The organism is Bacteroides intestinalis, from assembly GCF_003464595.1.
Taxonomy (GTDB): domain Bacteria; phylum Bacteroidota; class Bacteroidia; order Bacteroidales; family Bacteroidaceae; genus Bacteroides; species Bacteroides intestinalis_A.
In genome coordinates this window covers 267,014-280,702 of the sequence record NZ_QRZF01000004.1, presented here as the reverse complement: position 1 = coordinate 280,702, position 13,689 = coordinate 267,014, and the positions used below count along the sequence as shown (strand labels likewise).

At 43.0% G+C, this 13,689-nt stretch carries 11 protein-coding genes; 4 read left to right on the top strand and 7 right to left on the bottom strand.

Translation table 11 applies throughout. From position 1 onward, the window contains the following. The first annotated feature begins 6 nt into the window (after positions 1-6). From DWW10_RS07890 to DWW10_RS07880, 3 genes are read left to right on the top strand one after another with little or no spacing between them, the layout of a single operon-like run. Positions 7-909 (top strand): lysophospholipid acyltransferase family protein, encoded by a 903-nt coding sequence (locus DWW10_RS07890; RefSeq protein WP_007660024.1) that lies wholly within the window; start codon positions 7-9, stop codon positions 907-909. Then, positions 902-1,918 (top strand): glycosyltransferase family 2 protein, encoded by a 1,017-nt coding sequence (locus DWW10_RS07885; RefSeq protein ID WP_022392218.1) that lies wholly within the window; start codon positions 902-904, stop codon positions 1,916-1,918. Before DWW10_RS07890 ends, DWW10_RS07885 begins: the two co-directional genes overlap by 8 nt. A 44-nt stretch (positions 1,919-1,962) precedes the next feature. Next, positions 1,963-2,481, top strand: a complete 519-nt coding sequence (locus DWW10_RS07880) for a methylglyoxal synthase (RefSeq protein WP_022392217.1) — start codon at positions 1,963-1,965, stop codon at positions 2,479-2,481. Between the two features lie 98 nt (positions 2,482-2,579). Here the strand turns inward: DWW10_RS07880 and DWW10_RS07875 are convergent, their stop codons facing one another. From DWW10_RS07875 to folB, 5 genes are all read right to left on the bottom strand, one after another. Then, entirely contained in the window at positions 2,580-3,278 is a 699-nt protein-coding gene (locus DWW10_RS07875; RefSeq protein ID WP_118421224.1) for an outer membrane beta-barrel protein, read from the bottom strand. 2 nt (positions 3,279-3,280) lie between these two features. After that, positions 3,281-4,360 (bottom strand): DUF4848 domain-containing protein, encoded by a 1,080-nt coding sequence (locus DWW10_RS07870; RefSeq protein WP_118421225.1) that lies wholly within the window; start codon positions 4,358-4,360, stop codon positions 3,281-3,283. Between the two features lie 36 nt (positions 4,361-4,396). Further along, a complete protein-coding gene (locus DWW10_RS07865) occupies positions 4,397-4,780 on the bottom strand; it encodes a hypothetical protein (protein ID WP_118421226.1) in 384 nt (127 codons plus the stop codon). 124 nt (positions 4,781-4,904) lie between these two features. Beyond that, positions 4,905-6,608, bottom strand: coding sequence for a tetratricopeptide repeat protein (locus tag DWW10_RS07860; protein ID WP_022391758.1), 1,704 nt, complete (start codon positions 6,606-6,608; stop codon positions 4,905-4,907). Positions 6,609-6,922: 314 nt separating this feature from the next. After that, positions 6,923-7,285, bottom strand: a complete 363-nt coding sequence (gene folB, locus DWW10_RS07855; RefSeq protein ID WP_117692202.1) for a dihydroneopterin aldolase — start codon at positions 7,283-7,285, stop codon at positions 6,923-6,925. A 146-nt stretch (positions 7,286-7,431) separates the two neighbouring features. Here folB and DWW10_RS07850 point away from each other — a divergent pair, with 146 nt between their 5' ends. Then, entirely contained in the window at positions 7,432-7,869 is a 438-nt protein-coding gene (locus DWW10_RS07850; protein WP_118421227.1) for a DUF6078 family protein, read from the top strand. A 309-nt stretch (positions 7,870-8,178) separates the two neighbouring features. On the opposite strand, the gene DWW10_RS07845 is transcribed toward DWW10_RS07850, so the two are convergent. Together DWW10_RS07845 and DWW10_RS07840 are read right to left on the bottom strand one after the other, a co-directional pair. Next, positions 8,179-10,878, bottom strand: a complete 2,700-nt coding sequence (locus tag DWW10_RS07845; RefSeq protein ID WP_118421228.1) for a 4-alpha-glucanotransferase — start codon at positions 10,876-10,878, stop codon at positions 8,179-8,181. Positions 10,879-11,013: 135 nt separating this feature from the next. Next, positions 11,014-13,551: an adenosylcobalamin-dependent ribonucleoside-diphosphate reductase gene (locus tag DWW10_RS07840; protein WP_118421229.1), complete on the bottom strand. Its 2,538-nt coding sequence runs from the start codon at positions 13,549-13,551 to the stop codon at positions 11,014-11,016. Positions 13,552-13,689 lie beyond the last annotated feature (138 nt).

Genomic DNA, 13,689 nt, shown 5'->3' with positions numbered 1-13,689 from the left:
AAAAGTATGAAATCGAAACTTATCTACTGGCTGACTTACGCAGGTATGTGGCTGCTGGCTTTGCTTCCTTTCCGGGCACTCTATATATTGTCCGACGGACTCTATCTCCTGATGCGCCATGTGGTGCATTACCGTCGCGGAGTGGTCCGTAAAAACCTAAAGAATTCTTTTCCGGAAAAGTCTCAGGCCGAACTTCGTGAGATTGAGCGTGAGTTTTATCACTACATCTGCGATTATATGCTGGAAGAAATCAAGATGATGCGTATGTCATTCGAAGACCTTTCCCGGCGTATGGAGTATGGTAACACAGAAGAATATCTTGCCATGCTCGAAAAACATGGAGGCATTGTTGTGCTCATTCCCCATTATGCCAACTTTGAGTGGTTGACAGCAATGGGAGCTTTCATGAAGCCGGAAGATGTGCCGCTACAGGTGTATAAACCCTTGCGAAATAAGTATGTGGACGAAATGTTTAAGCTTATCCGTGCCCGGCATGGTGGTTATAATGTGCCGAAGCACTCTACTGCCCGCGAAGTGATCCGGTTGCGCCGTGAAGGGAAGCATGTAGTGGTTGGTTTGATTACCGATCAATCGCCTAATCGTAACGAAGCTCACCACTGGACTACTTTCCTGAACCAGGAAACCGTATTTATGGATGGAGGTGAACGTATTGCCAGGATGATGAATTACCCTGTATTTTATTGTGAATTGGAGAGGCAGGGCAGAGGACATTGCAAAGCCTACTTCGATTTGTTAACCGAAACCCCTAAACAGACTGCTGAAGGGGAGATAACCGAACTTTTCGTACGCCGTCTGGAACAAACGATTCGTCGTGCTCCTGCCTATTGGTTCTGGTCTCATAAGCGTTGGAAACTGAAACGTGAAGAACTGGAGAAGCAAAATGGATAAGATAGCAGTTGTAATATTAAACTGGAACGGGTGTGAAATGCTCCGCTCATTTCTTCCCTCCGTGGTACGCTTTTCCGAAGCAGACGGTGCTGTGGTGTATGTTGCTGATAATGGTTCAACGGATGCATCTGTTGAGATGCTTTGCCGGGAGTTTCCTACTGTCCGATTGATACTGCTGGAAGAAAACCAGGGTTTTGCCGATGGTTATAACATGGCTTTGCAGGAAGTGGATGCTGAGTATGTGGTACTTCTCAATTCGGATGTGGAAGTGACGGAGCATTGGCTTCAGCCATTGGCTGATTATATGGAGGCACATCCTGAGGCAGCAGCTTGCCAGCCGAAGATACGGAGTTGGCGGCAGAAGGAGAAGTTTGAGTATGCAGGTGCGGCAGGTGGCTTTCTCGATCGTTACGGCTATCCGTTCTGTCGTGGGCGGATTATGGGCGTGGTAGAGGAGGACAAAGGGCAATACGATACCATTATTCCTGTATTTTGGGCGACGGGTGCAGCCTTGTTTATCCGCCTGAAAGATTATCGTGAGGCCGGAGGGCTGGACGGACGATTCTTTGCCCACATGGAAGAGATTGACTTGTGCTGGAGACTTCGTGCACGTGGCAGGCAGATTGTATGTGTGCCGCAAAGTGTGGTTTATCATGTAGGCGGTGCTACTTTAAAGAAAGAAAATCCCCGAAAGACTTATCTCAACTTTCGTAATAATCTTGTCATGCTTTACAAGAACCTGCCTTCGGAAGATTTGTCTTCGGTGATGCGTATCCGTGCTGTCCTCGACTATGTGGCTGCATTTAACTTTGCCCTTAAACTTCAGTTCCCCAATGCATTGGCTGTACTTCGTGCACGCCGTGAATATAGTTGGTTACGTCCTTCTTTCACTGCTGCACGCGAAGAAAACCTGAAAAAAACTTCCCTTTCTGTGATACCGGAATGGACAAAAAGCAGTATCTTGGCGCAGTATTATTTACGTGGAAAGAAATTTTTCTCGCAATTATAGCTTTTTCTTTTTACCGATTGTTTATTTTAAAACGGTATTGACTTATGAAAAAATTAGTTAGAAAGATTGGACTGGTGGCGCACGATGCCATGAAGAAAGATCTTATTGAGTGGGTTCTCTGGAACTCCGAATTGCTTATGGGGCACAAGTTCTACTGTACAGGTACTACAGGAACTCTTATCCTTGAGGCTCTTAAGGAAAAGCATCCCGATGTTGAGTGGGACTTTACCATTCTGAAATCCGGTCCTTTGGGCGGTGACCAGCAAATGGGTTCCCGCATTGTGGACGGTGAAATTGATTACCTTTTCTTCTTCACTGATCCGATGACGTTGCAGCCGCATGATACGGATGTAAAAGCATTGACTCGTTTGGCCGGTGTGGAGAATATCGTTTTCTGCTGCAACCGTAGTACGGCAGATCATATTATTTCAAGTCCGTTGTTTGTAGATCCTATGTACGAACGTACAGTTCCGGATTATACCGGATACACCAAGCGCTTTGAAAACAAACCGGTGGTTGCCGAGGCAGTGGAATCTGCGAAAAAGCGGAAGAAAAAGAAATGAAAGAGGCAATAACTCTGATATGAATAAAAAAGGTGTGGAAGACTTCCGGACGGAAGATTTCCACACCTTTTCTTTATATAAGGATTATGTGTTTTGATTTAGAATATATATCCTACAGAAAGCTGATAGCCATAATCTCTTATACTACACTGACCCTGTATTTGTTTAATGGCTTCATTGTATTGGAAAGAGACTGTATAATGTTTGCTGATAATGGCTTTTAGCCCTGCAATTCCTCCATAAGTCCAATGACGGAGAGCATCAAGGTCTACAAAAGAATAGTAGCCAGGTGAATTGCCGATAGGGAATTTAGCAGAATATCCTTCCATAGGATTCCACTTCTCATGTATCATCTTGCCATCAGTTGGAGAATGTATTTCCAATGGACATTTGCCGGCACTAAAGTTATACGACCCATATACTCCGATTGAAGGAATCAAACTTAATTTCTTATTTATTTGAATATTGTATCCCACCTTTAACGGGATAACAATATGGTTCAGTTTAATCTTAGCATCCGGGAAACGGGGAAGCATACCATATGACATTTCCATTTTGCTTTGGGTCTGCATGAATGAGGCTCCTGACATCAGCATCCAATGTCTTTTAAACTCATAATCCACAGTTCCTCCAATTTGGAATCCTGCCCCCATGCCACCTACTTTTTGAGCCTTGTGATTGCTGCTACTTTTGAAGTGTGTCAGGTTCATCCCTGCATCTACACCAAATCTTACTTGTGCGGAGACTTGTAGTGATAGGTATAGTGCTAATAGTAGAAATAATGTAAATCTTTTCATAATTATCTTATAAATGCTAGTGTGAAATCTCCTCCGTATGAACCACCCTCTAATTTGGGTAGCGTATAGGTCCCATAAGTACCATACTTACCTACATATCTTGCAAATACATTTGTGTATGATACTTGTTCTGATGTATTGGCAGTTATGTCTGTCCATACAGATATTTTCCCTGATAAAGAAGTAGCTCCGGGCTTCAAGCCACCTACACTCCAGTCAATATCTCCATCATTTTGGAATGCATGGAAACGTACGAAGTCAAGATTATAAGGATCTCCTGCGGCATTAGGTAAAGTAAAGTACATTGGAGATGCAGATAATTGAAAATACACATCTCTGTGATTATCTCTTTTCCAACCATGCCACGTTTTCTTTTGGCAGCCTACATGGACAATTATTTCACTTGAACTATTTAGTTCCACTCTACCTGTTGTTTTTTTCTTGTCTTCAATGAAATTTTGAAAATTGAAGTGATTTGTCTCGCCGGGAACTGGGAGATAAGCGTATACAGCTTTGTCTGATTCACTCATATCATCGGAAAGAGAAATTTTCTTAATTTCATGTCCGATAACTACTTTACGATTACTGTTTACAAGGTAAGTAGAAACATTATCACCGTCGGGTACATAAAGTGATAAATCTTCATTATCATACTTGTTAGTAACCAATAATCCCTTATATTTCTCTACATATTGTGAGTATTTGGTTGTAAAATCAGATTCGCTGGTTGCCGTGTTTGCAATTTCTTCTAATTCCTCATCTGCTTTCACGGCAAGTTCCTGCAGTGAAATGAAATCGTTGGCGTCTACATAAGCTAATCTGTTACAGGATTGCATGTCGTTGATTTCTTTTAAAGACAATTGATAATCAGCTTCTGAGGCAAATTGTAAAGCGGTTTCTCCTTGTATAGAACTTCTTGTCTTACTATTATCCGTTGGGATAATTTCTCCTTGGTCAGTAATCTGTACTACTTGAAATTTTTGGGGTTGTGAAGAAGAATTGTCAATTGGTAAGCTGTTTTCTTCATCTTGGCATGAAATGGCGGCTAATGCAATAGCCGTTAGAAATAATAATTTCTTCATAATTTTAAATTGTTTTGATGTTAATAAAATAGTTAGTTAAATCTCGTTTAGTGTGATTTCTGCTGTTACGTCTATGATAGGAGAGGTTATCTCTATAGTATAGATATCCGATTCTGGAGCATAGATGTTTACTGTTTTTCCTTCATAAATGGAGGAATTTAATTCAGAAGCGATTATGTTCCCATTCTTATCAGTTACAGTGATATCAGTTTCTTCTAAGACAGATTGGAAAGTAATAGTTAGGTTGTCGTCTACTTCATCGGCAGTCAGGTTAAAAAATAAGGGGCTGCGGGTATTCACTTTATAATTTGAACTAATAATTTTAGCATTTACTTTGTGTCGATGCCTTTTGTGGGGGATTGCATTTACTGGTATAATGAATAATACCGATAATAGAATAAATAATACTCTTGTTTTCATTTCTATATTTATTTAATTGTTTACGGTTGCAAAGTTAGGGCAAACAATTATCATGAATGCATTTTCGCAGTCATACTATAGAAATGTAATGTGTTGATAAATAGATGGGTAACAAATGTGTTAGTCACACTTTGCTTTCTTCTCTACTCATTCTCTCTTTCATTTTGTATTTTTTCTGATTGAGAGGGTGCGTATCGGTATAGCCAAAACAAATTGCAATGGCTAATGGGCTAAGTGAAGTTTCCTGTAGGCAAAGGAGCAATTGATCATCTTCCGTTAGCCTGGGATATTCAATGTGGAGGAAAGATATATAACTTTGGTATATTCCGAATATTGTTTTTTTTAGTTGTTCCTGTTCCGTAGTGGTTAAAGCTTTCATTTGTTTTTTATTCGAACTGGTTTGTTTGGATAGAGTAATCACTCTTTGGTAAATGTTGCTTTGGGCAAATAGCCAATTGAGTAACTGCTGTTTCTCTTCTTTTAAACGAGCTATGGTTTGCTCCCTTTCTTCTATTTGCTGTTCTTTGTTTTCATGTTCTTGCTTTAAATTGTTCTGTTCCTGCTTTAATAAGGTAATCATTAGCTGATTGTTTTCAATGGTAGTTTCTAAAGATGATAACTTATTCTGTGTTTGCTCTAACGATTGTTTGTATTGGAGTTGAATACGTTTTTTCCGGTTTATATAGTTTTGGTAAGCAAGTATAATGAGAAAGCAAATCGAAACAAATCCTACAATAGTGCGGTGTATGGTGCGCTTTCCTTTTAGTTGTTCCTCTCTTACCCTCATTTTAGTATTATATTCATAAATCAGTTGCTGTATTTCAGTTGACTGTTCCATGTAAAATAATGAGTCTATGATAGCAGAATGTTCTTCTAAATAGGTATTTGCTGTCTTGTAATCTCCGTTTTCTTTTTCAAGATTATATAAACTTTTAAGGCATGAAGCTTTACTTTCAATGGATACGTCATCTAAAGCTTTGGTTAAATAGTAAAGAGCAGAGTCTTTATTTTTACCTGTTTTTAAAAGTAAATCTCCGAGATTGAAGTAAGAGTTTCCATGATTTTCCTTCTGAGGCAGTTCTTTGAGGGCCATTTTTTCGTAATATAAGGCGGAATCAAGTTCGTCAAAACTATCAAATTCCAGACTTAAATTGTGTTTAGACATTGCAATCTGTAGAGAATCTCCCGAAGCGATAGCATAATTTAGTGCTTCGCGCTGTAACATTAAGGTAGAGTCTTTGTCCTCTATTAAGCAATAATATGTACTGATATTGTTCAATGCTATTGATTTTTCCAGATCTGTAGTACAACATTCATACATAGTTTGGTATATTTCCATGGATTTATCATAATATCCGGCATCAAAATAGATATTTCCCAATGAACTGAGAAGTAAATTCTTTGTCTTAAGTTCTTTCGGGAAATCTTGTATGATGGTTAATCCCTTTTGGAAACAAGTGGTTGCTTCTTCTGCTTCTTCCATCTCAACAGCCAGTCTGCCTTTATAGAGCAACGCTACCGCTTTTTCTTTCTCGTCATCGTCATAATAATCTAATGCTACGTTCAGCAGTGAGTCGCAAGGTAGCAAAGAGAGCTTGCACTTGTCCGTGGCACGTGCAAGGAGCAATGCATAGCGTGCGCATTCTTTGTCGGAAAGTCCTTCTATTTCTTCCGGTGATAAGTCCAATGACCGGAGTGCACTGTCGGGATATTCTTCTATGAGTGTATCGGCATATGAGAGTAATGTTTCTGTTTCGCTTTTGTGTGAACAAGAAAATAGTAGTAGTAAAACAGTAAATAATGCTGTTGTAATCTTTAAGTTTACCATTGGGTCGGTTATTTTGTTGACAGCAAAGGTATAAATAATTATTTATTAAATAGACCTTTGGCTCATTCTAAAATCTGTATCTATTTTACTTTTCTTTCTGTATCCCTCATCAGTAGGGCGATACAGGGCAGAGGTATATAAAGTCGGGAAGGGGAATAGAAGAGATTGTAAAAATAGAGGTGAATACCGGGGGATAAGTCGGAGGGTAAAGTTGAAGAACCCTTTCAGTTCTCTGCAAACACTACTGAGTAGAGTGTTTGTTGAGGACTGAAAGAATAGAAAAAGGAATAATTTAGAAATTCAGTAGAAGGGGGTTAAACTCTTTCGCATTGTACTTCCACCCCTGCCGCATCCAAATCGGCTCCCATGGGCGGATTGCGTTTAGCGAGTTTCAGTTCAATAGCTTTTACGGTGGGGAAAGTGCGAAACAGGCGCTTTACGATACGTCCGCAAACATGTTCCAGCAATTTAGAAGGTATCTCCATCTCAGCTTTCACATTTTCGTATACATCGGCATAGCTGACGGTATGTGTCACATCGTCAGTCTCGGCTGCACGCGCAATATCGACTTTCAATTTCAGGTTAATGACAAATTCATTACCTACTTCCCGCTCTTGCTGACCTACACCGTGGTAGGCAAAGAAACGGACGTTATCAAGGAATATATAACTGTTCATATCAATGGAATATTAGGTTAATGACAAAAATAAGAATAACTGCCCAGTAAACAAAGAAAACAGGTATATTTGTATCTGAAGAAAATCGTACCAGTCTGTAATATATGTTGTACCTTTGCCCTTCAATCATTAATCTTATAAATATAATGGAAAAAGAAACATTTGATTATTCAAAAGTGCCCCATAACTTTGGTCTGTGCGCAGCAGCAGATTGTTCTCATGCCGACACTTGTTTACGCCGGATTGCATACTCTCATGCTCCGGCAAACATTACTTTTCTGCCTACGCTGAATCCGAAAACGATTGAGGCTATGGCGGGGAAATGTGAGTATTACCGTTCCAACAAGAAAGTGAACTATGCCAAAGGTTTCGTGTGTACTACGGAAGCTCTGGCAGTCAGCGTATCAGGAACCTTCCGCTACGGGCTGATTGGTCGATGGGGAATCAGAAAATATTATCAGAAGCGGAAAGGAGAAACGCTGCTGTCGCCTGCAGAACAACAAGAAGTAATTGCCTTGGCCAAGAAACTGGGCCTGCAAAAAGGGGAGTATTTCGATAGTTATGTAGAGGAATATAACTGGTAACTAAGTTTCTGTGTCCTGTCATCCTGCGAACAGGTAATCACATCTTACGAACAAACAGCCGTGCCCTCGGCAGGTGAATGTATTTCACCTTACGAGGACACGGCTGTTTCCTTTCATTGTTATCTTGTTTACCTCAAATGGTAACTCCATTTACATGCCGAGGTAAAAGCGTTTACAATAGGAGGTAAAGAGCGTTACAATAAGCGGTAAAGGTCGTTACATCCAGCGGTAAATGCTTTTACATCATGGCGTAAATGAAATGTAAATGCAATGCGCTGATAATTAAAGCACTGAGGTGTTGCCTGAATATTATCCTTTTCGTCCGGTCTGTTCTATCAGTCCTTTGATCTTCTCGTTCAGGCTATCCGCTTTCATCAGTTGTTCCAGCGTCAGGTGCATACGGTAGCGCCAGTAATGTCTGGGGTTGGCAGGCACGTTGATGCGCTCTTCCTGTACATTGGGGTTGCGCCATTTTCCGTCCATAGCCATCCAGTCCTGCAAGGAGAGGATGCACAGGATAGAGTTGCTGTAAAGGTGGTTGCGTACCACTTGTTCGCAAAGTTCCGGAGTGGCAACGGCAGGTGCGGCGCCGTAGTGTCCCAGCATGGTGTTGTAGTACCGTTGCGTTTGTTGGAAATCTTCTTCCCACCAGCCGCGCAGCGTAGACATATCATGCGTAGAGATGGTGCAAACCGAGCGGTACGGATACCAGTCCGGATGTCCGAATTCCTGTGAAGGATCTTTCGGCATGCGTTGTATCTCCAGACTAAGGATGCGCAGGTCGTTCATCACCCAAGCCACACAGTCGGGGATCATACCGAGGTCTTCACCGCATACCAGCATACGGGTGGATTGCGTCAGTTGCGGCAACTTCTTCATGGCTTGTTCGCGCCAGAACTCGTTGTGGCGATGATAGTAATACTGATCGTACAAACGATTGAATGCCGCCTTCTCCCAATCATTCAGAGCACGGTAGATGTAATCGTGTTGTACGCCGATGCGCGGATGGAATTTGTTCGGGTCTTCACGGTCGGGCACAAACAGTACGTCACTGATTAATGCGTACAGGCCATCGCGTATCCAGATGCTGTCTTCGTCCGTCTTTCCGGCAAAGTAAGCCTCTACTTTGCGCTGTGTGTCGAACTCGGGACGCATGCGATATATTTCCCATGTTTCCGTAGGCTCTATGAAGGTCTGCTTTACATAATCAGTATGCGGGCCGAACATTTGTCCGAGGAAGTATTCATGGATATAGGGTTTCGTGAAGAAATCTTCGCGGAATGCCATTCCGTAGCCCTCTATTTCTTCGCGCGTCATCGGCAGGGCGGGAACAAACTGGCCCAGCAGTCCATGTACGGCATGCATCGGGATTTCCCAAATGCGGAAGAAGCCCAGGATGTGGTCGATACGGTAGGCGTCGAAGTATTCCGACATCTTGCGGAAACGCTTCATCCACCAGGAATAACCGTCTTTCTCCATTACGTCCCAGTTGTAAGTAGGGAAGCCCCAGTTCTGACCGTTCACGGAGAAGTCATCGGGTGGTGCACCCGCTTGTCCGTTCAGGTTGAAGTAGTAGGGTTCTGTCCACGCTTCAACGCTGTTGCGGCTGATACCGATAGGAATGTCACCTTTCAGTACTACACCATTGGCTCGTGCGTGTTCCGTTGCAGCCAGCAGTTGCAGGTGCAGGTGGAACTGGATGAAGAAGTAGATGGCGATATGCGGATAGTCGGCAGATTCCGGCTGGCATAACTTTTCTATTTCTTCTGCTTTGTATTCTGTGAATTTCGGCCATTCGCGGAAGTTGGGTGTCTTGTAGGCATCGCGCAGATAGCTGAACACAGCGTATGGCTGTAACCATTCTTTGTTGTTCTCGAAGAACTTCCGGAAGGCATCGGATGCCAGAACTTGTTCACCTTCCTGTTTGTATATCAGGCGGAAGAACTCCCATTTTGTCTGGTTTACTGCTTCATAGTCTACGGTAGGCAAAGCATTCAGCTCTTTCTGCCGTTTATTGAATTCTGCCATTGCCTTTTTGTCCTTCAACGTACCCATCTGTTTCAGATCGGCATACATGGGGTGGAACGCATAAATGGATATGCTGTTGTACGGATAAGAATCCGTCCATGTATGTGTCATGGTGGTGTCGTTGATAGGTAATATCTGTACGGCTTTCTGGCGGGTAAGTACAGCCCAGTCTATCATTTGTTTCAGGTCGCCAAAGTCACCTACGCCGAAGCTCTTTTCGGAGCGCAGCGAGAAGATGGGCACGGCTACTCCGGCTCCTTTCCAGTCGGGTAGGGCGAAGTAAACGTAACGGTCACCGATCACCAGTGTTTCGTTAGCACCTATCTGCGGATCGGCCATGTAGCGGTTGGGGTTGTTTTCCCATGCCACGGCACGACGCTCTTTCTTATTATAAAGGATGAATTTATACTCCAGCGGGAAGCTGATTTTCGAGGCGTCTACTTCAACCTGCCATTCCGGGAAGTTGGCGTCGCTCATCAGAACGGCTTTATCCGCATCCCAATCTCCCAGAACTTTCTGGTTGCCGCAAATGCCCAGACAGTGATCATTGTCGATGCATGGAGCATACGCCTTGATCAATAATCCTTTCTTGTGGCTCTTTGGAGCGGCGTTACGTTCGGGATGTGCAAGCAGGGACTCCGTGAAAGCAGACGTGTAGAAGTATTGCTGTTCTGGCAGATTCTTCCAGCAGTCTTGCAGGCGGTAGACTTTCTTCTTGTCAGCCGATACATAGAGCGTGCGAGGAAGGCTGTTCCACTCCGTACGTGTATCTTTGCCGTCGCGATAAATGTGATAACTGTATTGTACGATGCCGTTTTCAGGCGCTTGAATGTCCGCATCTAAAGTCCAGTGAATGCCATCCACTGTTTGTAAAGGTATGGCTTTACCAGGCTGATTGTTACCCAGTTCAAGAATAGATCCTAAGACTCTGACCTCTTCACCCCAACTTGTGCGGTACTCGATATGAAAAGATAGTATCATATAATATTAGATTTAGTAATAGCTGCATTGACTATGCAAGTATAGACATTATTCCGCATAATCAAGCAGCTACCGCTATCTAAGTTTTTTAAATTCCTATGCAAACGTTTGTGCTTGCATTTCGCAGATCTGTTTTTATCCGCAACGTGAAGCTCCGCAAGTGGTACAAATGAGGCAACCTTCCTGATATACAAGTGTTTCGTTGCCGCAGTTCGGACATTTCTTGCCTTTGGCTTCTGTGCCGTCCGTTATGTATTTCTTCAATGCGCGTTCCACACCGTTCTTCCAGGTATTGATGCTTTCGCTGTCCAGTTGCAAAGAGCCGACCAGCTTGATAACCTGTTCGATAGGCATACGATAACGCAATACTCCGGAGATTAGTTTGGCGTAGTTCCAGTATTCCTTGTTGAACTTTTCGGACAGACCTTCAATGGTGACTTTATATCCGCGTTTGTTCTGGAACTGGAAGTCGTAACGCTTGCTACCGTCCTTGTCCACCTTCTTAATAATGTGTCCGGAAGTAACGTTCTTCGGCAGAATAATGCCTTCATCGTCATCCTGAAGACCGGTGAAGATTTCGTAAGGATGTCCGTCCAGCAGACCGACGAATGCCACCCACTTTTCTTTATTATTCTGGAAACGTACGATGTCGGCATCCAGAACTGACGGGCGGGTTTCTACTACCGTAGGCGGTTTGCAAGGAGGCATTTCTTCTTTCTTATCGCTCTTGGCAGAAATGAGTACGCCCGAACGTGAACCGTCACGATAAACCGTACAACCTTTACAACCGGATTTCCATGCCTCTACATACAGGCGGTTTACCAGGTCTTCATCCACATCGTTCGGCAGGTTGATGGTCACACTGATGGAGTGGTCTACCCATTTCTGGATACGTCCCTGCATCTTGACTTTCATCAGCCAGTCTACGTCGTTTGAGGTTGCTTTATAATAAGGTGATTGCTCAACCAATACGTCGATCTCTTCTTGTGTGTAACGTTTAGAAGGATTGTGTCCTTGCGCTTCCATCCATGTAACAAACTTGGGGTGGAAGACAATATATTCTTCAAAAGCATCTCCGGTTTCATCCACGAAGTCTACGTGTACATTAGTATCGTTCGGATTTACTTTACGACGACGTTTGTATACGGGCAAGAATACAGGCTCAATACCTGAGGTAGTCTGAGTCATCAGACTGGTGGTTCCCGTCGGTGCAATGGTGAGGCAGGCAATATTGCGGCGGCCGTATTTCTTCATATCCTCATACAACTGGGGATCTGCTTCGCGCAAACGATTGATGAACGGATTATTCTTTTCACGTTCGGTATCGTAAATTTCGAATGCGCCACGTTCTTTTGCCATTTCTACCGATGAACGGTAAGCACTCAGGGCAACGGTCTTGTGTACTTTTTCAGAGAATTCGGTAGCTTCTTCCGTACCGTAACGCAATCCCAGTGCAGCAAGCATATCACCTTCGGCAGTAATACCTACACCGGTACGGCGTCCTTGTCCGCTCTTCTTATAAATCTTGTCCCACAATACACGTTCTGTATGTCTCACATCTTCGCTTTCGGGGTCAGCATCAATCTTTTCCATGATGCGTTCTATCTTCTCCAATTCCAGATCGATGATATCGTCCATAATGCGTTGAGCCAACGCTACATGTTTCTGGAACAATTCAAAGTCAAAGTATGCATCCGGTTTGAAAGGATTTACTACATAAGAATAAAGATTGATAGCCAGCAAACGGCAGGAATCATACGGGCACAAAGGGATTTCACCGCATGGATTGGTGGAAACTGTGCGATATCCCAAATCTGCATAGCAATCGGGTACGGATTCTTTTATTATGGTATCCCAGAACAATACACCCGGTTCTGCCGATTTCCATGCATTGTGAACGATCTTCTTCCACAAATTGGTTGCATTGATTTCCTTTTGTACTGTTGGTTCAGCAGCATTGACTGGATATTGTTGAATATATGGAGTACCTGTGATAGCAGCGGTCATAAATGCATCGTCCAGTTTCACAGATACATTGGCACCTGTAACTTTACCTTCCGTCATTTTAGCATCGATGAATGCCTCTGAATCGGGATGTTTGATAGATACACTCAGCATCAGTGCGCCACGTCGTCCGTCCTGAGCAACTTCACGCGTAGAATTGGAGTAACGCTCCATGAATGGCACCAGGCCGGTAGAGGTTAAGGCCGAATTTTTCACCGGAGAACCTTTCGGGCGGATGTGCGACAAATCGTGTCCTACACCACCACGGCGCTTCATGAGTTGTACTTGTTCTTCGTCTATTTTGAAGATGGCACCATAAGAATCCGCCTCTCCATCTACTCCGATCACGAAGCAGTTAGACAAAGAAGCTACCTGATAGTTGTTACCAATTCCGGTCATCGGGCTTCCCTGCGGAACGATGTACTTGAAGTGGTCGAGCAGATCGAATAGTTCCTCTGCACTTAATGGATTAGAGTATTTAGCCTCGATACGGGCTACTTCATTGGCTATTCTCCAATGCATGTCTTTCGGAGACTTCTCGTAAATATTTCCGAAAGAGTCCTTTACTGCGTACTTGTTTACCCAAACACGCGCAGCTAACTCGTCGCCCTGAAAATATCGTAAAGATTCTTCATAGGCTTCCTCGTAAGAATAAGTTTGTTTTTCCACGATGCTTTTTTCCTTAGATTTATTTTTTAATAAGTAAGAGTGTAGAAGTAATACCTATCATTAACAAATGTGATTGCAAAGCTAAGAATGTTTTTTATTATAGCAAAATAAAAATAGAATAAATTATGAACAGGCTGT